18 protein-coding genes are annotated in these 22,445 nt (G+C 61.3%); 13 read left to right on the plus strand and 5 right to left on the minus strand.

From position 1 onward, the window contains the following. Positions 1-61 precede the first annotated feature (61 nt). From C8D92_RS01885 to C8D92_RS01935, 11 genes are all read left to right on the plus strand, one after another. Entirely contained in the window at positions 62-1,042 is a 981-nt protein-coding gene (locus C8D92_RS01885) for a TAXI family TRAP transporter solute-binding subunit (protein WP_095610479.1), read from the plus strand. A gap of 101 nt (positions 1,043-1,143) precedes the next feature. Continuing rightward, entirely contained in the window at positions 1,144-3,735 is a 2,592-nt protein-coding gene (locus tag C8D92_RS01890) for a TRAP transporter permease (RefSeq protein WP_116918275.1), read from the plus strand. 121 nt (positions 3,736-3,856) lie between these two features. Then, positions 3,857-5,782, plus strand: coding sequence for a threonine--tRNA ligase (thrS, locus tag C8D92_RS01895; protein ID WP_095610477.1), 1,926 nt, complete (start codon positions 3,857-3,859; stop codon positions 5,780-5,782). After that, entirely contained in the window at positions 5,779-6,324 is a 546-nt protein-coding gene (infC, locus tag C8D92_RS01900; protein WP_095610476.1) for a translation initiation factor IF-3, read from the plus strand. Before thrS ends, infC begins: the two co-directional genes overlap by 4 nt. Before the next feature lie 112 nt (positions 6,325-6,436). Next, positions 6,437-6,628, plus strand: a complete 192-nt coding sequence (gene rpmI / locus C8D92_RS01905) for a 50S ribosomal protein L35 (RefSeq protein ID WP_095610475.1) — start codon at positions 6,437-6,439, stop codon at positions 6,626-6,628. A 28-nt stretch (positions 6,629-6,656) separates the two neighbouring features. Beyond that, the gene (rplT, locus tag C8D92_RS01910; protein WP_095610474.1) at positions 6,657-7,010 is read left to right on the plus strand and encodes a 50S ribosomal protein L20; all 354 of its coding nucleotides are present in this window, start codon (positions 6,657-6,659) and stop codon (positions 7,008-7,010) included. Positions 7,011-7,143: 133 nt separating this feature from the next. Beyond that, positions 7,144-8,142, plus strand: coding sequence for a phenylalanine--tRNA ligase subunit alpha (gene pheS, locus C8D92_RS01915; RefSeq protein ID WP_095610473.1), 999 nt, complete (start codon positions 7,144-7,146; stop codon positions 8,140-8,142). A 48-nt stretch (positions 8,143-8,190) separates the two neighbouring features. Further along, entirely contained in the window at positions 8,191-10,563 is a 2,373-nt protein-coding gene (pheT, locus tag C8D92_RS01920) for a phenylalanine--tRNA ligase subunit beta (RefSeq protein ID WP_116918276.1), read from the plus strand. Positions 10,564-10,567: 4 nt separating this feature from the next. After that, positions 10,568-10,870, plus strand: a complete 303-nt coding sequence (ihfA, locus tag C8D92_RS01925) for an integration host factor subunit alpha (RefSeq protein ID WP_095610471.1) — start codon at positions 10,568-10,570, stop codon at positions 10,868-10,870. Then, a complete protein-coding gene (locus tag C8D92_RS01930; RefSeq protein ID WP_095610470.1) occupies positions 10,851-11,216 on the plus strand; it encodes a MerR family transcriptional regulator in 366 nt (121 codons plus the stop codon). The genes ihfA and C8D92_RS01930 overlap by 20 nt, the downstream gene beginning before the upstream one ends. 276 nt (positions 11,217-11,492) lie before the next feature. Further along, a complete protein-coding gene (locus tag C8D92_RS01935) occupies positions 11,493-13,061 on the plus strand; it encodes a mucoidy inhibitor MuiA family protein (RefSeq protein WP_116918277.1) in 1,569 nt (522 codons plus the stop codon). Positions 13,062-13,153: 92 nt separating this feature from the next. On the opposite strand, the gene C8D92_RS01940 is transcribed toward C8D92_RS01935, so the two are convergent. The 5 genes from C8D92_RS01940 to C8D92_RS01960 all read right to left on the minus strand — a co-directional run bounded on the left by C8D92_RS01940 (position 13,154) and on the right by C8D92_RS01960 (position 20,136). Beyond that, positions 13,154-13,573 carry a universal stress protein gene (locus C8D92_RS01940; RefSeq protein ID WP_095610468.1) on the minus strand — a complete coding sequence of 140 codons (420 nt, stop codon included), beginning with the start codon at positions 13,571-13,573 and terminating at the stop codon, positions 13,154-13,156. Between the two features lie 115 nt (positions 13,574-13,688). Beyond that, a complete protein-coding gene (locus C8D92_RS01945) occupies positions 13,689-15,041 on the minus strand; it encodes a sigma-54-dependent transcriptional regulator (protein ID WP_095610467.1) in 1,353 nt (450 codons plus the stop codon). Beyond that, positions 15,038-16,843 carry a sensor histidine kinase gene (locus C8D92_RS01950; protein WP_116918278.1) on the minus strand — a complete coding sequence of 602 codons (1,806 nt, stop codon included), beginning with the start codon at positions 16,841-16,843 and terminating at the stop codon, positions 15,038-15,040. The genes C8D92_RS01945 and C8D92_RS01950 overlap by 4 nt, the downstream gene beginning before the upstream one ends. Positions 16,844-16,905: 62 nt before the next feature. Further along, on the minus strand, positions 16,906-19,080 hold the full coding sequence (locus tag C8D92_RS01955) for a TRAP transporter permease (RefSeq protein WP_095610465.1): 2,175 nt from the start codon (positions 19,078-19,080) through the stop codon (positions 16,906-16,908). 81 nt (positions 19,081-19,161) lie between these two features. Continuing rightward, entirely contained in the window at positions 19,162-20,136 is a 975-nt protein-coding gene (locus C8D92_RS01960; protein WP_116918279.1) for a TAXI family TRAP transporter solute-binding subunit, read from the minus strand. Positions 20,137-20,414: 278 nt separating this feature from the next. Here C8D92_RS01960 and C8D92_RS01965 point away from each other — a divergent pair, with 278 nt between their 5' ends. Together C8D92_RS01965 and C8D92_RS01970 are read left to right on the plus strand one after the other, a co-directional pair. Beyond that, a complete protein-coding gene (locus C8D92_RS01965) occupies positions 20,415-20,960 on the plus strand; it encodes a hypothetical protein (protein ID WP_095610463.1) in 546 nt (181 codons plus the stop codon). 176 nt (positions 20,961-21,136) lie between these two features. Next, the gene (locus tag C8D92_RS01970; protein ID WP_116918280.1) at positions 21,137-22,300 is read left to right on the plus strand and encodes a GGDEF domain-containing protein; all 1,164 of its coding nucleotides are present in this window, start codon (positions 21,137-21,139) and stop codon (positions 22,298-22,300) included. Positions 22,301-22,445 lie beyond the last annotated feature (145 nt).

The following is a 22,445-nucleotide window of genomic DNA, read 5'->3' on the forward strand; positions in this document are numbered from 1 at the left end:
GCGTGCCACGCCGGTCAGGGACGGGCGCCGGCCCTTCATCGACAGAAAAAGGATTCGAAAAATGACAATTCGACAGAAACTCTCGACGGCAGCACTTGCCACGGCAGTTGGCCTGGGACTGGGCGCCGGGCAGGTATCGGCTCAGGAGCAGCAGTTCGTAACCATCGGTACGGGCGGCGTGACGGGTGTCTATTACCCGGCCGGCGGCGCGATCTGCCGTCTGGTGAACAAGGACCGGGAAGAGCACGGTATCCGTTGTTCCGTGGAAAGCACAGGCGGCTCGGTCTACAACCTCAACGCCATCAGCCAGGGTGAGCTGGACCTCGCCGTGGCGCAGTCCGACTGGCAGTACCATGCCTACAATGGCTCCAGTGAGTTTGATGGCAACGCCAACAAGAAGCTGCGCGCCGTCTTCTCGCTGCATCCGGAACCGTTTACCGTTGTCGCCCGCAAAGGTGCCGGCATCCGAGACTTTAAGGACCTTGAAGGCAAGCGGGTCAGCGTGGGCAACCCGGGCTCGGGTCAGCGCGCCACGGCCGAGGTGCTGATGGAGGAAATGGGCTGGACCATGGATAAGTTCGGTCTGGCGGCGGAGCTGAAAGCGTCCGAACAGTCACAGGCGCTGTGTGACAACAATATCGACGCGTTCTTCTACACCGTCGGCCATCCTTCCGGCTCCATCAAGGAAGCGACCACGTCCTGTGACAGTGTGCTGGTGAACGTCGATAACGAGGCGACCCAGTCGCTCGTGGACGAGAATCCGTACTACCGCGTGGCAACCATTCCGGGCGGCATGTACCGCGGCAACGACCAGGACACCACGACCTTCGGTGTGGCCGCGACGTTCGTCACTTCTTCCGATGTCAGTGAGAAGGTGGTTTACGAGGTAGTTCAGGCGGTCTTCGAGAATTTCGAGACATTCAAGCGCCTCCACCCGGCCTTCGAGAACCTGAAGAAGGAAGACATGGCGTCTGATGCCCTGAGTGCGCCACTGCATGAAGGGGCGAAGACGTACTATCAGGAAGCCGGGCTCATTGAGTAACCGGTTGTGTGGCGGGGCAGGGCCTCGCCACACCGGTATTCATTCCCGACCACGGCGCCGGCCCCTGCGGGCCGGCGCTCTTCCCTGAAAGGTTTTCATTGATGGCCAACCAACACACCCCGTCTTCTGACGATCCGGGGCGTCCGGACGTTGACTCGGTTCTTCAGACTGAAACCGGCGGTCGCGCAGCCACGGGCCCAGCTGCGGTTATTCTGTTCATCGTGCCGGTGGTCTGGTCCCTGTTCCAGATCTGGATCGCTTCGCCGCTGCCGTTCATGCTGGAGTTCGGCATTTTCAACTCCACGGAAACGCGTTCCATTCACCTGGCGTTTGCGATCTTTCTCGCCTATGCCAGTTTCCCGATGATCAAGGGACGGACGACCACCCACGTTCCGGTGTATGACTGGATTCTGGCGTTGTTGGCCGCGTTCGCCGCGTCCTACATCTACGTTTTCTATCAGGAACTGGCGCAGCGCCCGGGCGCGCCGATCCTGCAGGATATGATCGTGGCGCTCGGTGGCCTGGTGCTGCTCCTTGAGGCGACACGCCGCGCGTTGGGGCTGCCTCTGACGATTGTTGCCGCGGTTTTTATCGTCTATTCCGTTGCCGGCCCGTACATGCCGGCCGTCATCGCTCATAAAGGCGCCAGCCTGGAAAAGCTGGCGGCCCATCAATGGCTGGGGACCGAAGGGGTCTTCGGCGTTGCGCTCGGTGTCTCTACCAGCTTTGTCTTCCTGTTTGTGCTCTTCGGCGCGTTACTTGAGAGGGCGGGCGCTGGCAATTATTTCATCAAGGTGTCATACGCCCTTCTGGGCCACATGCGCGGTGGGCCGGCCAAGGCGGCCGTGGTATCCAGTGGCCTCAGTGGCGTTATTTCCGGCTCCTCCATCGCCAATGTGGTGACGACCGGGACCTTTACGATCCCCCTGATGAAGCGGGTCGGGTTTCCGGCGACCAAGTCCGGTGCGGTTGAAGTGGCCGCGTCCACCAATGGTCAGCTGACGCCGCCCATCATGGGCGCGGCGGCGTTCCTGATGGTTGAATACGTGGGCATTTCCTATCTGGAAGTGGTCAAGCACGCCATCCTGCCTGCGCTGATTTCCTACGTGGCGCTGATCTATATCGTCCATCTCGAAGCCTGCAAGCTGCGGATGAAGGGCATCGAAAGGCTGGATCGTCCCACCGTCTCGCAACGGTTGCTCAACTGGGTCGTGATGCTGATCGGGCTGTGCGTGCTCACCTTCGCGGTCTACTACGGGGTTGGATGGACCAAGGGTCTAATGGGCCCGGCGGCGCCCTGGGTGCTGGCGGTGATGCTGGCCATCATCTACGTCGCGTTGATTGCCTACTCGGCCCGTTTTCCGGAGCTGGATCAGGAACATGGCGATATCAGTGAGTTGCCCCCGGTGGGTCCGACCGTCAAAACCGGCCTGTACTTCCTGTTGCCCGTTGTGGTGCTGGTGTGGTGTCTGACGGTCGAGCGGCTGTCTCCCCAGCTGTCGGCGTTCTGGGCGACGATCTTCATGATCGGGATCGTCGTGACCCAGCGCCCGCTCCAGAACTTCTTCCGCAATCGCGGCCATCTGTTCGGGGCGCTCAAAGGTGGGGCGTCCGACCTCATCCATGCGTTCGCGACTGGCGGGCGGAACATGGTCGGTATCGGTGTGGCAACCGCCACGGCCGGGGTCGTTGTCGGTACGGTCACGCTGACCGGCATTGGTCTGGTGATGACCGAGTTTGTTGAGTTCATCTCCGGCGGCAACCTGCTGTTGATGCTCATCTTCACGGCGATTATCAGCCTGATTCTGGGGATGGGGCTGCCCACCACGGCCAACTACATTGTGGTCTCGACGCTGATGGCACCGGTGATCGTGACCCTGGGGGCTGAGAACGGCCTGATCGTGCCGCTGATCGCTGTCCACCTGTTCGTGTTCTATTTCGGCATACTGGCGGACGACACGCCGCCCGTGGGCCTGGCCGCCTACGCGGCGGCGGCGATATCCGGGGCCGATCCCATCCGCACGGGTGTACAGGGCTTCACCTACGACATCCGGACAGCGATCCTGCCGTTCATGTTTATCTTCAACACCCAGCTGCTGTTGATCGGGCTGACCGGATGGTTTGATCTGCTGGTAACCATCGCCAGTGCGGTGACCGCCATGCTGGTGTTCTCGGCCGCTACGCAGGGCTATTGGTTCACGAAGAGCCACAAGTGGGAAAGTGTCGTGCTGCTGTTGCTGGCGTTTACGTTCTTCCGGCCGGGCTTCTGGTGGGACATGATCTACCCGCCCACGGAGATGCGTCCGGGGGCGACCCTCATGGAACAGGTCGAGAAAACGCCGGCGGACAGCAAGCTGATCGTTAAGGCGTCCGGGACGACCATCGAGGGTGCCGAGAAATCCACCTACATTGCGTTTGAGCTGCCTGCCGGAGAGACGCCCGAGAAGCGCCTAACGGCGACCGGCATGGAACTGAGCCCGGATGGCGACAGGATGGCGGTGGACTACGTGGAGTACGGCAGCCCGGCACAGAACGAGGGGCTGGCCTACGGCTGGACGATTGACGCCGTGCAGGCTGAGCTGGAGAGGCCTCCAAAGGAACTGATGTTCATTCCGGCGCTGCTGATACTGGGCCTGATCGCGTGGGGGCAACTGCGCCGGCGACCGCCTGAGGATGCCATTGCGACAGTGTGAAGCGTCTCATGACAGGTTGGGTGGCCGCTGGTAGAATGCGGCTCGCGCCCGCGACTCGTAACGCGGTCACCCGACACCATGTGGTCTTTCGTACGGATCACCGCTGACAGGAGACAGTTGCATGCCCGTTATTACCCTGCCGGATGGCAGTCACCGCCGTTTTTCCCAACCCGTCACTGTTCATGATGTGGCCGCCGATATCGGCGCCGGCCTGGCGAAGGCCGCGATTGCCGGTCGTGTCGATGGCACGCTGGTCGATACCAGCTATGAGATTGCCGACGATGCCGAACTGGCCATTGTGACCGAGCGGGATGAGGACGGTCTGGAGATCATCCGGCACTCCACCGCGCACCTGCTGGCCATGGCCGTCAAGGACCTTTTCCCGACCGCTCAGGTGACGATCGGACCGGTGGTGGACGAAGGGTTCTATTACGACTTCAAGTACGACCGGGCCTTTACCACGGAAGACCTGGAGCGTATCGAGCAGCGCATGACGGAGCTGGCGAAGGAAGACTATACGGTCACGCGCTCTGAGCTGTCCCGCGAAGAAGCGGTGCGCCTGTTCGATGAGATGGGCGAGGAGTACAAGGTCCGCATCATTGAGGACATCCCGGGCGATGAAAAGCTGTCGTTCTACCGTCAGGGCGACTTCATCGACCTGTGCCGGGGACCGCACGTGCCGAACACCGGCAAGCTCAAGGCCTTCAAGCTGACCAAGGTGGCTGGTGCCTACTGGCGGGGCGACACGGACAACGAACAGCTCCAGCGCGTCTACGGTACCGCCTGGGCCAACAAGAAGGACCTGAAGGCGTACCTGCGTCGGCTGGAGGAAGCTGAGAAGCGGGACCACCGCAAGATTGGCAAGAAGATGAACCTGTTTCACATGCAGGAAGAAGCCCCGGGCATGGTGTTCTGGCACCCCAACGGCTGGAGCCTGTATCAGGAAGTGGAGCAGTACATGCGCGCGATGCAGCGCAAGCACGGTTATCAGGAGATCCGCACGCCGCAGGTGGTGTCCCGCACGCTGTGGGAGCGCTCTGGCCACTGGGACAAGTTCGGCGATGACATGTTCACCACGGAGTCGGAAAAGCACGACTTCGCTATCAAGCCGATGAACTGCCCGTGCCACATCCAGGTGTTCAATCAGGGGCTGACCAGCTACAAGGATCTGCCGCTGCGGCTGGCCGAATTCGGCTCCTGCCATCGCAACGAGGCCTCCGGTGCGCTTCATGGGCTGATGCGGGTGCGCGGGTTTACGCAGGACGATGCCCACATCTTCTGCGAAGAGTCGAGCATTCAGTCCGAGGTGTCTGCCTTCATCGACATGCTGCACGAGGTCTATGCGGATTTCGGCTTCAACCGGATTCAGTACAAGCTCTCGACGCGACCGGAGAAGCGGGTCGGTTCCGATGAGATCTGGGACAAGGCCGAAGCGGCGCTGGAGGAAGCGCTGAACCGTCAGGGTGTGGAGTGGGACCTGCTGCCGGGCGAGGGGGCGTTCTACGGGCCGAAGGTCGAGTTCTCCCTGCAGGACTGCATTGGCCGGGTCTGGCAGTGCGGCACGATCCAGGTGGATTTCTCCATGCCGGGACGGCTGGGCGCCCAGTATGTGGCGGACGATTCGGAGCGTCGCACGCCCGTGATGCTGCATCGGGCGGTGCTGGGATCGTTCGAGCGGTTTATCGGCATCCTGATCGAGGAATACGAAGGGATCTTCCCAACCTGGCTGGCGCCGACGCAGGTGGCTGTGATGAGCATCACGGACAACCAGCGTGACTATTGTGCGGACGTGGCCAAATCCCTTGAAAAATCCGGTTTCCGGGTCAATGCAGACTTGAGAAACGAGAAGATCGGCTTTAAAATTCGCGAGCACACGATTGACAGGGTTCCGTACCTCCTTGTCGTGGGTGATAAGGAAGTGGAAAACGGGACCGTCGCGGTCCGGACCCGCAAAGGCGAGGATCTGGGCACGCTGTCTCTGGACGATTTCCGGCGTATGTTGTCGGAAGACGTCGCACGTAAAGGTCGAACCGAAACGGAGAACTGATTATCAAACAGCGAGCGAATCGGGGTGGGCGAGCGCCCAAAGCGCCCATCAATCGCAATATCCAGGCGACCGAAGTTCGTCTGATCGCCGAGGACGGTGAACAGGTCGGCATCGTGCCGATCGAAGAAGCCCTGGAAAAGGCGACAGAGGCCGAGCTGGATCTGGTCCAGGTGTCCAACTCCGATCCGATCGTCTGTAAGATCATGGACTACGGCAAGAAGGTCTTCGAAGAGAAGAAGGCCAAGGCCGCTGCGAAGAAAAAGCAGAAGCAGGTCCAGGTCAAGGAAGTGAAATTCCGGCCAGGCACGGAAGAAGGGGATTATCAGGTCAAACTACGCAACCTGGTACGTTTCCTTGAAAACGGGGACCGGGGCAAGGTCACGATTCGTTTCCGCGGCCGTGAGATGGCACACCAGGAAATCGGTATGCAGCTCATGAACCGCATCGAAGGCGACATCGAGGAACTGGCCCAGGTCGAGCAACGGCCAAAAATGGAAGGCCGGCAGATGACCATGGTCGTTGCCCCCCGAAAGAAGAAGTAACGCCTGCGATACCGATCTCGGGAGCCCGTGCCGTTCCCGTAGCCCCGCCCCGGTGGCGGGGCGTCGTCGTTTCAGGGGTTGCCACGATTCCATAAAATGCGGAGTTTTAGAAATGCCTAAGATGAAAACCAAGAGCGGGGCCGCCAAGCGGTTCAAGAAGACCGGTAACGGCTTCAAGCACAAGCACGCCTTCACCAGTCACATCCTGACGAAGAAGAGCCCCAAGCGTAAGCGCAACCTCCGTGGCACCTCCCAGGTGGACCAGCGGGACGTTCGTGCTGTTAAGCGCATGATTGCCAAGTAACCGTCAGGATCAGGAGAAGGATTGAACCATGCCTCGCGTTAAACGTGGTGTCGTTGCACACCGTCGTCACAAGAAGATCATGGACCAGGCAAAGGGCTACTACGGCGCCCGGAGCCGCGTCTACCGTGTCGCCAAGCAGGCGGTCATCAAGGCGCAGCAGTACGCCTACCGTGACCGTCGTAACCGGAAGCGCCAGTTCCGGGCCCTGTGGATTTCCCGGATCAATGCCGGTGCCCGGGCCAACGGCCTGAGCTACAGCCGTCTGATTTCCGGCCTGAAGAAGGCCAATGTGGAAATCGACCGCAAGGTGCTGGCGGATCTGGCCATGAACGAGCAGCAGGCGTTCGCTGCTGTCGTTGAAAAAGCCAAGGCCGCACTGTAAGGCCGACGCTCTTTCGGAACGTCGCGAATCGGAGATGCGCTCGCATCTCCACGAAAGGGGAAGGGCATGCTCTTCCCCTTTTTGTTTGTTAATCTCTGATTTTACCGATAAAACCGACTTCGGAGCAGGGTCAATGGAGAACCTTGAGCAACTGGTGGAAGACGGTCTCGCGGCGGTGTCCGGGGCCGGCGACCTGCGCAGTCTCGACCAGGTCCGTGTGGATTACCTGGGCAAGAAGGGCGTCCTCACGCAGCAACTCAAATCCCTCGGTGAACTGCCGGCCGACGAGCGCCCGGCCGCGGGGCAGCGGATCAACCAGGCGAAGCAGCAGGTTCAGGACGCGATTTCTGCCCGCAAGGAGGCACTCGAAACCGCCGCACTGGATCAGAAGCTGTCTGCCGAATCCATTGACGTGACCCTGCCCGGGCGTGGCCAGGAGAAAGGCGGGCTGCATCCGGTCACCCGTACCCTGGAACGCATCGAGCAGTTTTTCGCCCAGGCCGGCTATACCGTTGAGCAGGGCCCGGAGATCGAAGACGATTACCACAATTTCGAAGCGCTCAATATACCCGAGCATCACCCGGCGCGGGCGATGCACGACACCTTCTATTTCAACCCGGGCACGTTGCTGCGGACCCATACCTCGCCGGTCCAGATCCGCACCATGGAGAACAGCGAGCCGCCGTTCCGGATGATCTGCCCGGGCCGGGTCTACCGCTGTGACTCCGACATGACCCACACGCCGATGTTCCACCAGGTGGAAGGTCTGCTGGTGGAAAAGGACGTCAGCTTTGCGGATCTCAAAAGCACCGTGGAGGAGTTCCTGCGGGTGTTTTTTGAAAAGGACCTGGCGGTCCGGTTCCGCCCGTCGTACTTCCCGTTCACCGAGCCCTCCGCCGAAGTGGACATTGAGTGGGGGCGCGAAGAGGACGGCTCCATCAAATGGCTTGAGGTGATGGGTTGCGGCATGGTGCACCCGACTGTATTCAATTACTGCAATGTGGATCCGGAGCGGTACCGCGGGTTTGCCTTCGGTATGGGCGTCGAACGACTGGCCATGCTGCGCTATGGCGTCAACGACCTGCGGATGTTCTTTGACAATGATCTGCGCTTCCTGCGCCAGTTCCGCTGATCGATCGCATCGACACACGAATCCGGACTTCAGAACAGGGCAACAGACATGAAATTCAGTGAACAGTGGCTGCGTGACTGGGTCAATCCATCCATCGATTCCCAGGCGCTTGTCGAGCAGATCACCATGGCCGGTCTCGAGGTGGACGACGTCCTGCCGGTGGCCGGTGATTTCAGCGGTGTGGTTGTGGGGCGCGTGGTGTCCGTGGAGCCGCACCCGGATGCCGACAAGCTCCGCGTCTGTCAGGTAGAGGGCAGTAACGGCACGGTCCCGGTGGTCTGTGGTGCGCCGAACGTGCGAGAAGGCATGCGGGCGCCGTTTGCCGAAGTTGGGGCGCAGTTGCCAGGCGACTTCAAGGTGAAGAAAGCCAAACTTCGCGGTCAGCCATCGGAGGGCATGCTGTGTGCCGCCTCCGAGCTGGGTCTGTCCGACGATCACGACGGTCTGCTCGAGCTCGCCAGCGACGCGCCGGTGGGTGCAGACCTGCGGCGGTATCTTCAGCTCGACGATGTGACGATCGACGTTGATCTGACTCCCAACCGCAGCGACTGCCTGTCTCTGCGCGGTCTGGCGCGCGAGGTGGGTGTTCTGAACCGGATTCCGGTTGACGTTGATGAACCGCGAACGGTTCCGGCTGCCCACTCGGAAGTGGTGGATGTACGGGTGGAGGCGGCCTCTGACTGTGCCCGCTATCTGGGACGGGTGATCCGCAATGTGGATCTGACCGCGGAAACACCTCTCTGGATGACCGAACGACTGCGCCGTTCGGGGATTCGTGCCATTGATCCGGCGGTGGATGTCACCAACTACGTGATGCTGGAACTGGGACAGCCGCTCCACGCGTTCGATCGCGCCGAAATCAGCGGCGGTATCGTCGTGCGCCTGGCGCAGCCTGAGGAAAAACTGGTCCTGCTGGACGGTCAGGAAGTCACGCTGACGCAGGACACGCTGGTCATCGCCGATCACGACAAGCCGATTGCCATTGCTGGCGTCATGGGCGGTGAGCACTCCGGCGTCAATGACAATACCCGTGACCTGATCCTGGAGGCGGCGTGGTTTAACCCGATTACGATTTCCGGCAAGGCCCGGGAATACGGGCTGCACACGGACGCCTCACACCGCTTTGAACGGGGTGTCGACCCGAAACTGACGCGTCAGGCCATGGAGCGGGCAACGCAGCTGCTGATGGATATTGTCGGCGGCGAACCGGGCGAGATCGTGGAAGTGAAGAGCGACGCCGATCTGCCTGACGAGCCGATTGTTGAGCTGCGTGAGGCGCGGGTGTCGGCGGTGCTGGGCATGGACATCGGTCGGACCGAGATTGAGGAAATTCTGACCCGGCTGGGGCTGCACATCGACAAACTGACCCGTGATGGCTGGAAGGTCCATGTGCCGAGCTTCCGCCCGGACATTGCCATCGAGGAAGACCTCATCGAGGAGATCGGGCGCATCTATGGCTACAACAACCTGCCGGTAACCGAGCCCAGTGGCAGCCTTGGGCTGCGACCCGGTAACGAGGCCCGTCGCCCGCTGTCCTCCGTCCGCTCGCTGCTTGTGAACCGTGGCTATCAGGAAGCGATTACCTACAGTTTTGTGGACCCGGACACCCAGGCGCTACTGGACCCGGATCATACCGGCATCGAACTGGCCAACCCCATCTCGTCGGACATGGCTGTGATGCGGACCAGTCTCTGGAGTGGTCTTCTGAAAACTGTGGCGTACAACCAGAACCGTCAGCAGAACCGGGTTCGGCTGTTCGAAACGGGCCTGCGCTTTCTCAAGGGCGACAAGGGCATTGATCAGGTACCGATGCTGGCGGGCGCCGTCACTGGCCCGCGTGACCCGGAAAGCTGGGTCAACGGGCGCCAGATGGTCGATTTCTTCGATGTGAAAGGCGATCTGGAGGCGCTCTTTGATCTGCTGGGCGTGAGCGCGTCCTTCGAGACCGGCAGTCACCCGGCACTGCACCCCGGGCAGACGGCCGCGATCCACCGGGATGGCGAGTTCGTGGGATGGCTGGGGGCGCTGCACCCGAATGTGCAGAAAAAGCTCGATCTGAATGGCACGGTCTTCGTCTTTGAGCTATTCTTGAATTCGGTACTCTCCGGATATGTGCCTCATTTCAAAGAATTTTCAAAATTCCCGGAAGTACGGCGGGATCTGGCGATCGTCCTGGATGATGGCGTCCCGTATGCCGACGTTGAGCGTATCGCCCGCGAGCGGGCCGGAGACCAGTTGAACGCTGTCCGCGTGTTTGACGTGTTTACCGGAGAGTCCATTGGCGAAGGCCGCAAGAGTCTGGCGGTCAGCCTGGTCTGGCAGCATCCGGAGCGAACGCTCAATGATGAAGAGGTTCAGGACTGCTTCAATGACGTGATTGAGTCGTTGAAAGCAGAACTGGGTGCCACACTGAGGAGCTAATGCAATGGCGGCTTTGACAAAGGCGGATATGGCGGAACGCCTGTTCGATGAGCTGGGTCTGAATAAGCGTGAGGCCAAGGAGATGGTGGAGGCCTTCTTTGGCGAGATCAGCGAGTCGCTCAGTCACAACGAGCAGGTTAAGCTTTCCGGATTTGGCAATTTTGATCTGCGGGACAAGAAAGAGCGCCCCGGCCGAAATCCGAAGACCGGGGAAGAGATTCCGATCAGTGCGCGTCGTGTGGTGACGTTCCGGCCCGGGCAGAAACTGAAGCAGAAAGTTGAAGACTATGCTGGAACCGAGCAATAACAACGAGCTGCCGCCGATCCCAGGCAAACGCTACTTCACCATCGGTGAAGTGGCGGACCTGTGCAGTGTGAAGGCGCATGTACTGCGGTACTGGGAGCAGGAATTCCCGCAGCTGTCGCCGGTCAAGCGCCGGGGCAACCGACGGTACTACCAGCGTGCGGACGTGCTCACCATCCGCCAGATCCGCAGCCTGCTCTACGATCAGGGCTACACCATTGGTGGGGCCAAGCAGAAGCTCGACAGCAAGGAAATTGAGGACGACACGTCCCAGTATCGCCAGCTCATTCGTCAGATGATTGCCGAGCTGGAAGACGTGCTGGATGTGCTCAACACGCCGGCCCGGTAAGTCCCCTGATTGGCCACGGAAAGCACGGAAACGCCCTTCGAGCGAAATCGAAAAGGTTTGACTGTTTTAAGGTCTGAAGGTTTTAAAGTTTTGGAAGCAGGCCTCGTGAGGTTATCCGCTTTAAGACTTTCATACTTTAAAACTTTTATTGCCCCATGTCTTTTGTGTCTAACCCCGCTTTATCAACACCATTCCTTACCATTCCGTCATCGCCGGAACTTCGAAGCCAGGGTAGGCTCTCACGGTCTTCACAGTCATGAAAAAAAGGAACTCGCCATGCCGCTTTCCCGCTCCCCGCTACTGATCGCTGGATTCTGTGCCGGTCTGGCGCCGTCGATGGCACTGGCGAAAGTCACTGCGGTGACCCTGTTCCCGGATCAGGCCACGATTGAACGTGAAGAGCGGGTGACGCTGGAGCCCGGGGAAGGGCAGGTGACCATTCGAAACCTCTCGCCCGGCCTGCAGCCGGAGTCACTGCGTGTGGCTCTGGAGAGTGGCGATGGCCTTGTCATCCGACATGTGGACAGTCGCCGAGTGGCTTCCAGCCAGGCCTGGGAAGCCCGGCAACGATCACTGCGCGAAACGCTGCAGTCGCTGCGGGATGAGCGTCAGACACTGACCGATCGCATCCAGGTCGCCCAGTACCGTGTGGATCTGGTGGAATCACGGATCGCCGGGCAGGGAACGGGGGATTCGGCGTCCAGTGGAAGTGACGGACTGGAGGCTCGGATTACGGAGTCCGCCACGGACGCCCTGGCGACGATACGGGCAGTTGAAAAAGAGCGCCGAACGCTGGACCAGGAAATCGAGCGGGTGCGGAAAGAGCTCGAGGCTCTGGGTCAGGGCCGCAAGTCGTCCATGGCGGTGACGATTGAATATGTGTCACCGGCGGCGGTTGATGCGACGGCACACCTGACTTACCAGACGCGCTCGGCAGGGTGGTCCCCCGCCTATGAGGCGCGCCTGGAGACAGCGGACAGTAAGATGGCGCTTCACTATCAGGCGGATGTAAGGCAGCAGACGGGTCGGGACTGGGAGGACGTGTCGATGACGCTCTCGACAGCCCGTGTGTCGGCAGGAGGGCGGTTGCCTGATCCGCCGCCGTATCAGGTCGACCTGTTCGAGCCGCGGCCTGAACCCGCCCAGGAAGCCGATGCCGCCCTGAAAATGGCGGTTCCGTCGAGTGCCGGTCGCGCCCGACAGGAGACAGCAAAGCTGGAGCAACGAGGGATGACCCGCACCTGGCAGCTTCCGGGGTCGGTCAGTCTGCCCAGCGATGGCCGGGGCCGCCGGCTGACGGTGTCCGAGACCGTTCTGGACGCGAATGTGGCCGTGCACGCCGTGCCGGAAATCAACCCGGCGGCCTATATTCACGCGGCGGCCACCTACGACGGCGAAGCGGTACTGCCGGCCGGGTCGGTGAACCTGATCCAGGATGGCGTCTTCACCGGGCAGTCCCACCTCGACACCATCCGGCCTGGTGGGGAGCTGGACCTGTCCTTCGGCGTGGATGATCGGGTGCGTGTGGACACCCGTGTCGCGGATGAGAGCCGGGGCACCAAGGGCATGCTGAGTGGCGACGCCTGGGTGCGCCGGCAGCTCGTCTTCGAGGTCAGCAATCACCACGATCAGCCGGTCACGCTGAAAGTCTTCGGCCGGCTGCCGGTGGCCCGCCACGACGACATTACCGTCTCAACACTGGAGCTGACCAAGCCCTCCGAGCGCGACGTGGACGACAAGCTGGGACTGCTGGCCTGGGATCTGGAGCTGGCGCCGGGGGACCATCAGGACCTGACGCTGGGCTACGAGATCGCCTATCCCGAGGAAAAGACGCTGCGCTGGTGAGTGTCCCGTCTGATTCATTTGCTGACCGACGTCGTACCGCTGGCGCCTCTGGCCGGGCCGCTCAGTCGATCAGCGAATGATCCGACGGGGCATTAGCGGACGACAAACACTGAGACATCACTGTGCCGGACGATATTGGCGGCGTTGGAGTGCAGGATGTGCAGTCGGTCGCCAATGCCGGGTGGGTGTGAGGCGAGGACCACCAGGTCAGCGCCGGAGTCACTGATGGCCTCCAGCAGTTTGTCTTCCAGCTCCACAGCCGTATCGACGGACTCGATGACCTGGCTGGTGGTGTCGATGCCGTGGGTCTCGCCCTGCTCCTGGGCAAAGGTTGCCAGCTTCTGGGCGAGTTCCTGCGGATTATGCGCGGCACTGGATGGTGCGCTGCTCGTCACGGTGACGTAATGAAGGGTGGCGCTGTAGTGTCGGGCCATGTCGATGGCCGTCTGGAGCGCTTTGCTCATTTTGTCCGTGTGGGACAGATCAACGGGCACCAGAATCCGTTTGTACATGGTCGCCTCCATTCGTTGCAGAGTGTGCGGCTGCGAATTCAACCGTTACGGTGATTGTCGCACCACAGCGGCGCGCCTGCCATCCTGTCCGGATAAACGGTCGCCAGGCGACCTCTCAGGCCTTGAAGTCGGACTTGTCGAGGCCATGTTTTTTCATCTTCTCGTACAGTGTCTTACGGGCGATCCCAAGCCGGACCATCGTGTCCTTGATGCTGCCCTGGCAATCGTTGAGGGCAGAGACGAGCAGGGAGCGCTCAAATCCATCGATCATTTCCCCGAGTGTCTCGCGTCCCGTGATGTTGGCCTGAGTGTCGCCGCCACTGTCGTCGAGGGCGGACGGGCCGAGCAGAACATAACGCTCTGCCAGATTGCGCAGTTCCCGCACATTGCCCGGCCAGTCGTGGCGCATCAACCGGGCGGCTTGAGCCGCGTTCAGCGGGATGCTCTCGCGGTCGTATCGGGCGGCCGCGATCAGGGCGAAGTGGTGGAACAGCATCGGTATGTCGTTCTCGCGCTCACGCAGCGGAGGGATGGCGATCTCCACGACGTTGAGGCGATAGTACAGGTCTGACCGGAACTCGCCCTGCTCGCTGAGGCTCCGCAGGTCGGCCTTGGTGGCGGCAATCACCCGCACATCCACGTCAATTTCGTGATTGCTGCCGAGCCGTTCCACGCGCTGCTCTTCCAGCACCCGCAGGAGCTTGACCTGCAGCAGCATGGGCATGCTTTCGACTTCATCCAGAAACAGGGTGCCGCCCTGGGCGTGCTCAATCTTGCCGATCCGGCGCTTGTCCGCTCCGGTGAACGCGCCTTTTTCGTGACCAAAGAGTTCGCTCTCGATCAGGTTTTCAGGGACCGCACCGCAGTTGATGGCGACGAAGTTGTGGTCGCTTCGGTTGCTGTTCTCGTGGATGTAACGGGCGATGGCGTCCTTGCCGGAACCGGTTTCGCCACGGAGCAGGACGTTGGCGGAATTGTCCAGCAACGGGTCGATGGACAGAACAACCGTCCTCATCGCTGGGGAGTCGCCAAGGATGCGGGGACCGGGGCGGGCAAAATGGCGGAGTTGGGCCTTCAGACGGCGGTTTTCCAGGGCCAGGTGGCGCTTTTCCAGCGCATGACGAAGCAGTTCGATCAGCTCGTCGTGATCGAACGGTTTCTCGATGAAGTCATAGGCGCCGCGCTGCATGGCTGTGACCGCGGTGCTGATGTCCCCCTGACCGGTGAGGATGATCACCGGGATGGACTCGTCCATGGCCTGGACCCGTTCCATGATTTCCAGCGCGTCCATGCAGGGCATGTTGTAGTCGCACAGCACGACGCCCTCGAACTCCGGGGAGATGGCCGCCAGGCCGGACTGGCTCTCGCCGTAACACTGAACCGGCATGTCCTCCAGAGCGAGCGCCTGGGCGATGGCCTGGCGGATATGCGGATCGTCGTCGATGAAGATGACCTCGGGGTCCGTCATGCCGTCTCCTCACGCGCATTGAGCACCAGAATGAATTCGGCGCCGTCGCCGTCCGGGCGATTGTGGCCGGTCAGCCGACCGCCGAGAGCATCGACGATCTGTCGGGAAATGGACAGGCCCAGCCCAAGGCCCTGTTTCATGGACTTGGTCGTATAGAACGGCTCAAAAATCTGGTCGCTGTCGGCCGGTAGCCCGGGTCCATTGTCCTGTACCCGGCACACCCACGTCGCGCCGTCCCTTTCAATGGTGATGGCCACTCTCGGGTTGGTGATGCCGTCCACGGCCTGTGTCGCGTTGCCGATCAGGTTGACCATGACCTGTTCGATACGAATGGTATCACCATGGCACAGCACCGGTGCCTCCGGCCGCCGCCAGTCGATGGCCACGCCTTCGCTCGTGGCTTGAGACTGGACAATCTTGAGGGCCGCGTCGATGGGTAGCCGCAGATCCACGGAGGCGGGCGGCCCCTCGGACTTGCGGGCGAATACTTTGAACTGCCGCGTCAGTTCCGCCATCTTGTCGCACAGCTCCAGGATCTCCGACAGATTGGCGTCCACCATGTCGGGCGCGCCCCGCTCCAGAAAGCGCCGGCTGTTGCGGGCATAGGTCTGGATGGCGGTCAGCGGCTGATTCATCTCATGATTGAGGCCGGCCGACATCTGGCCCAGAACCGCGAGTTTGGCCGCCTGGATCAGCTCCTGCTGCGTCTCCTGAAGCTCTGTCTGGGCCTTCTCCCGCTGCTCGATCTCATCGAGGAGCTGTCGGTTGGAGCGCTCCAGATCCGCCGTGCGTTCCGCGACCCGGCGCTCAAGCTGCTCGCCCCGCTCGGCCAGCTCCGATTCCCGACGGTGTCGCTCTCGGAGGTAGAGCCAGGTCAGACAAGCGCCGAAGTAGATCAGTGTGCCGGCGACCATGAACGCGATCCGGGTCCAGAGTGCCGGATAGGTCCGGGCCATCACTTGCAGAGTCCAGTCCATCCGGGGTAGCGGTACCTGCACGCTCAGATACTCGCGGCTCCGGTTGCCCTGCTCAAGTCGTACCAGATGAGAGGCCGACGACGCGCCCAGAGGCGAACCGAGCCGTGACAGAGCCACCGGCTTGATCGGCTGGTCCGCATAGCGCCGGTTGGGCGTGTCCGGCCCCCTGTCCGGTTGAAAGTCCCGGTACAGCCAATCCTCCCGGCTGGCTAGGAAGCTGACGCCGCTGGTATCCAGCACCACCATGTGGGTCCGGTCGGTGCCGGTCTGGCCGTGCCACTGGGATTCCAGCTCATCGACCTGCACCTTCACTGCCACGACGCCAAGAATGCGCCCGTCAGCGGCTTTGACCGGGTGGGAGAAATAAAGCCCCCGGACATCCGATGTGGTCCCCAATGCGAAATAGATCGCTGACTGCCCCGATTGCAGGGCGTCCTGGAAGTAGGGGCGGAAACTGAAATTCCGCCCGATAAAGCTGCCCTGCTGCTGATGGTTGTTGGCGGCGATTGTTCGCCCCGTCCGGTCCATCAGATACACTGCGGAGCTGCCGATGATGTGCGCCATGCGCTGCAGAACCCTGTTGGTGCGCAGCGTCCGGGCCTCGTCTCCCGGGTGCGTCAGCGCGGCCGTCAGCAGTGGGTGTTCGGCGATCAGCTCGGGAATGGGCAGGTAACGATTGAGCTCATTGGCCACGAGCTGACGGTATCGGAAGGCTTCCTCCTGGCTATCCTGCTCGATCTGGTCGTAGCCGACCCAGCCACCGACGATCCAGGTCGTTAGGAGTGTGACGATAAAGGCCAGGATGGCACCGGCTCGAAATGACATGACTCACCATTCTGGTCAGAGGGCGTCGGGGTGGCGGCAGGATGCCGCCACCCCGACGCCGTTCAGGCTACGGCGGCCTGCAGGCGCCGTTGGCGCTGGAGCAGGAACATCGCCGCGCCCAGGGTAATGCCGATCAGGTCGGTGATCAGCCCGCCTTCAATCATCAGAAGGGCGGAACCGATCAGGATGACCCTTGGTAGCCAGGACGCACGGGCCTGTCCGAACCAGCCCATAACACCACCTGAAAGCAGGTAGACGCCCAGAATCGCCGTCACCATAGCTCGGGCGATCTCGACCGCGTCGGCGTTCATCAGCAGGGCGCCATTGTAGAAGAACATGAAAGGCACGATGAACGCCGCAATGCCCACGCGGAACGAACTCACCGACGTCTGCATGGCATTGGCACCGGAAATACCCGCCGCCGCATAGGAGGCCAGCGCGACCGGTGGGGTAATGGCGGACACCACCGCGAAGTAGAAGACAAAGAAGTGGGCCGTCAGCGGCTCGATCCCAAGCTGCACCAGACCGGGTGCGACCACGGAGGCCGCGACCGCGTAGGCCGCTGACGTGGGCATGCCCATTCCCAGCAGGATTGAGATGCACATGGCAAAGACAAGGGCCAGCAGGTCGCTGGCAGCCGCAATGTCCAGCAGCAGTGTCGAGAAACGGGCGCCCACACCGGTCAGCGAAATCACACCGACGATCACACCGGCCGCGGCGCAGACCACGATGATCTGGATCGACATGATCGAGGCCAGTTCCAGTGCCTTCAGGATCGAGCGAATGCCCATCTTGTGGGGCGAGAACCAGCTCACGACGGCGGCGGAGACGGTCGCGAGCGTGCCGGCACGGATCACCGAATAGCCCTGGAAGAGAGCCACGATCAGGATAATGATCGGGATGAACAGGTAGACCTGCTTCACCAGGCGCCTGAACGAGGGCAGCTCGTCCTCCCGCATGCCGCGCATTCCGGTCTTGGCGGCCTCGAAGTCCACCATGAAGTAGACCGACAGGAAGTACAGCACAGCCGGGATGATCGCGGCGATGGCGATCTCGGTGTACGGAATACCGGTGATCTCGGCCATGATGAACGCACCCGCGCCCATGATCGGCGGCATGATCTGACCACCGGTGGACGCCGCCGCTTCGACCGCGCCGGCCGAGCGTGAGTTGTAGCCGACCCGTTTCATCAGCGGGATGGTCAGCGACCCGGTGGAAACGACATTACCGGCACTGGTGCCGTTGATCATGCCCATCAGGCCGGAGGCGAAGATGGACACTTTCGCGGGACCGCCACGGGACTTACCGGCGGCTGCAAATGCGAAGTTCACGAAATAATCGCCGACTTTGGAGGCCTGCAGGAAGGCGGCGAAGATGATGAACAGGATGATGTAGGTCGACGATACGGCGGTGGTCGGACCCAGTACCCCTGCGCCGGTATACACCTGACCGAAGAACCGCTTGACGGACATGCCCGGATAGTCGAGGAAGCTCGGCAGATAGGGGCCAAGGAACACATACCCGAGGAAGATCATGGCGATGGCGACCAGTGCAATGCCCGCCACGCGCCGGGTCATCTCCATAATCAGGGCCGTGCCGGCAACAGCGGCAAATGAAATGCCGACGGGGGAAAAGGGCGTCCCTGTGCTCATTCGCAGCGGTGTGTTGTAGATCACCAGAAAGTAAGCGGCCACGGCGATTGAACAGAGAATCAGGACCAGGTCGGGGACGCTGAAGCGTGAACGCTCACGCTGGTGGAACCAGCTCAGGACAATTCCGGAGCCCGTGGCGACCAGCAGCGGCCAGCCGAAGTGACTGGATTCCAGGGCGGCGGGAATGCGCTGTGCGCCATCCGCCATCATCTGGTAGAAGACACCGGTCTGATACAGCGCGTAGGCGACGGGCAGCAACATGACGGCGCCAAACCAGGTCGTCCAGCGGTGTCGGGCTGGGCCTTCGGCTCCGGAGACAAACCGTGCGCCGGCGTAAAAACAGAAGCCGAGCACCAGGGCGCCGGCGATGTGCACAATACGGAACGACCATGTCTCCATGGGAGACACGTTCAGGGTGTAGAGGTGAAACGCCGAATAGGCGATGGCCAGTAGTGTGACGAACTTCAGCAGACCGCCCTCGAACAGTCGACGATTGGCCGCGACCGGCTCATCGTCCACGTCGTGGTGCAGCGTGTGATCGTCTTCCTCCTGGACCTTGGGGGCATTGTTGTTGGGATGAGTCATGGTACACCCGATTCAGAATCAATGACCGTCACGCATGGCGGTCGGTGTCAGGGGGAGCCGGCGGGCCGGCTCCCGTGAAATTTACTGGATCCGGCTGTCCGGAATCTCGTAGCCGTTCTCCCGGAACCAGCGCGCGGCGCCCGGATGCCAGGGCAGAGCGGTGTTCTTGTCGACGTTCTCGGGAATCGTGCTCTGCGCGGCCTTGTGGATAGAGACCATGCGATCGTTGTTCTCCATGGTCAGCTTTGTCATTTCGTACACCAGGCTGTCCGGCACGTCGCAGTTGGCGATGGAGAAGTTCCACATGGAGACGACCTCGGAGCCACTCTCCAGAGACTGATAGGTGTCCTTCGGAATGGTGAATTCGGAGACCGGGAATTTGTTGGTCACCTTCTGCCGCTCTTCGTCGGTGAAGCTGATGATGTTGACGCCGGTCTGGACCTCAAGCTGGCTGATGGCGGGCACCGGGATGCCGGCCGCGAAGGCCACCACGTCGATCAGGCCGTCCTGAAGCTGGGTGCCGAGATCGGACCAGCTGCCGTTCTGGCGCTCAAAGTCCACGCCCAGCGTCTCCATCATCTTCGGAAAGTAGGTGTCCGATGTGGAGCCGGCCGGTCCGAAGCCGATCTTGGCGCCATCCGGGATGTCATCAATGGACTCGATGCCCGAGTCGGCCAGGGCTGTCACGGAGAAGGGCGTCTGGTACATGGGGAACATGGCGCAGACATTTTCCATCTTCATCCCCGGCGCCAGCGGACTGTTGCCCTGACGGGAGGCTCTGGCCGGGCCCATGGTGGTCAGGCCGAACTTCACGTCACCGGTCTGGACCAGCGCCATGTTCTGCATCGGGCCACCGGTGATTTCCGCGCCACCGGAAATGTCGAGGTTCTCGGACACGAAGTTGGCCCAGCCCGAGCCGTAGGCAAAGTAGGTGCCGCCCTGGCTGGCGGTGCCGAGTGTGAAGTTTTCAGGCCAGTCGGAATGGTCCTGGGCCGCGACGGGGGCAGCGGCAAACAGGGTTGTGGTTGTCGCTGCAATCAGTGTTCGGAGTCTCATTGGAATCTGCTCCCACTCTGGTTGTGTTTGTAGGGGTGCTTCACGAAGCGGGTCGCTTCGCTGTGCGTCCGTGGAGCAAGCCATGGGCCAGTCGGCGTAACACGCTGATAAGGCTGCTATGATGGGATGGAATAGACCGCCGGAACTGCCTTTATGGGTGAGAATCGACCCAAGGGGGCTGGGCGCATGGGTTGAAATCCGCCAAACCGGTTTTGTCTGCGTGAGAGACTGGCGTCGGATATCAACGTTTTGCCGTTTTGTTCAGAAGGATTGTTGTCATGATCAGATCGTATCGTGCCGGCATTGTCGGGCTGGCCCTGACCACGCTTGCAGGCTGTTCCATAACCCAGCAGGTCTCCATGGGGGTGGAGGATCCCTGCGGGACCCTCAAAACCGTTGTCGCTGATTACGGGAATGGATTTGCCGAATTCCGGCGCAGCGCCACCAACTACCGGATGATGACGGTGTACCAGGCCCGGGAGGAAATTGTGGATGGTCATTGTGAAATCTGGTCCTGGGGGAGGGATGACGCGGCGTATGTGTGCTCCGTCACAGCCCCCAGCCAACCGGTGGCGATGACGCGGTATCAGGTTGCCGTGGACTACGTCTCCGACTGCCTCGGAGAGGGATGGCGTCGGACCGCGTCGACTCGGGGGCCGGATGGCGACGATACCAGCGTGGTCACCCGTTTTCGCCCCGAAGGCAAAACGGAACCGGTTCTGTCCGTCCACAATGTCCGGGATCAGGGAGGGCCCTGGTCCTGGCATACCAATTACGTTTATGTGGGGGCTCCCGACCGGATGAAGGCCCTGAATGGCAGATGACCGTGTGCCCGGGGTTCGAAAGCGCCCCGGTCGCGTGCGTGACCATCTGAACGATGGCGCTGTTGGAGCGGACTGAGCCCCGGGTTTTGCTATTGTTAGTAGCGTCTGGTCGCTGAGTGAACCGATCGAACGCACTTCCTTAAGGGACACTGGACAGATCTGGACGGAGTTAGCGGTTGGGTCAATCACAGGGAAAACGGGATTCGTGGCAGGCCATTGAGCATTACCGCTCGACGTTGGCGTCGCTCGCTCATTACCGGCGATGGTCCAATGCCGGCGTTGCGGCGCTTGGGTCAGCGATTTTCCTCATCAGTTGGTGTTACCGAGACCCCGCGGATGTGTTCATAGCCTGGGGGTATCCGGTCTTTGGTGCGATCTTCGCCGGATTGGCCTGGTGGACGCTCCGGGGTCGCTCACGCCTTGTCCTTATTGATCGGGTCCTCGTCGGATTGGCGGCCGTGATTATCCTCGGCCGGCTCGCCTGGCATTACCTCGTGGGCGATCCATTGGGCGCCAATCTCATGCCTCTGGTCGGTGGTCATTACTGGGCCGTGGGTCTTCTGATCGTTGGTAGTTTTCTGTTGCTTGGGTTTCAGGGCGGAGCCATCGTTGGTGGGCTGTCTCTGGGGCTCTCCGTGTTACTGGCCTCATCCGTGGTGGTGCCCTGTATCGACGTTGATAGCACACGCTGTGACAACTTGGTGTATCTGGCACGGATTCACCTGTTCCTGCTTGTCTTTGTCGTGCTGTCATCGACGGCGGTACTGCTTCGGGACCGGACCCGCGACGTCGTCGCCAAGCTTGGCGTGCTGGAGGAGGTCGCCCGGACGGACCATCTCAGCGGGTTGTCCAATCGTCGTGCCGGGGAAGCCTTTTTGGCGACACAGTTCGAGCTGAACCGGCGCTACGGCCATCCACTCTCGGTCATACTCATCGATCTGGACAACTTCAAGCGCATTAACGATGCCTACGGCCACCCGGCGGGCGATTCAGTGATCGTGGCACTGGCGGACATGCTCCGACGCGAGGCCCGTGATGTGGATATGGCCGTGCGCTGGGGCGGTGACGAGTTTCTCGTGATCTGCCCCGAAACCGGGCGCGAGGATGCGTTACGGACGGCGGCCCGCTTTCATTCGCTGATCACAGCCGATTGCCTGGGCGGTTTTGATGTCACGGCCACGCTTGGTGTGGCGGAACTGCAATGGGGGGACCGGCCGGAGGATCTTATCCAGCGTGTTGATGAGCAGCTGTATCGAGGCAAAGAAGCCGGACGGAATACCGTGCGTCTTGGCGGAGACCGTGGGGATGCTGTTGCCGAGTCCAGCCAGTCTGCGCCGTGAGCGGGCCTGCCAACATCTGAATCGAAGGGGAAAATGGTCGGGACGGGAGGATTTGAACCTCCGACCACCTGCACCCCATACAGCCTTTCTGTTGAGAGTGCACCAGAAAATCAATTAGTTACAGTCGATTGACCCTCGTTTTTAG

This window comes from Tamilnaduibacter salinus, assembly GCF_003096655.1.
Lineage (GTDB): Bacteria > Pseudomonadota > Gammaproteobacteria > Pseudomonadales > Oleiphilaceae > Tamilnaduibacter > Tamilnaduibacter salinus.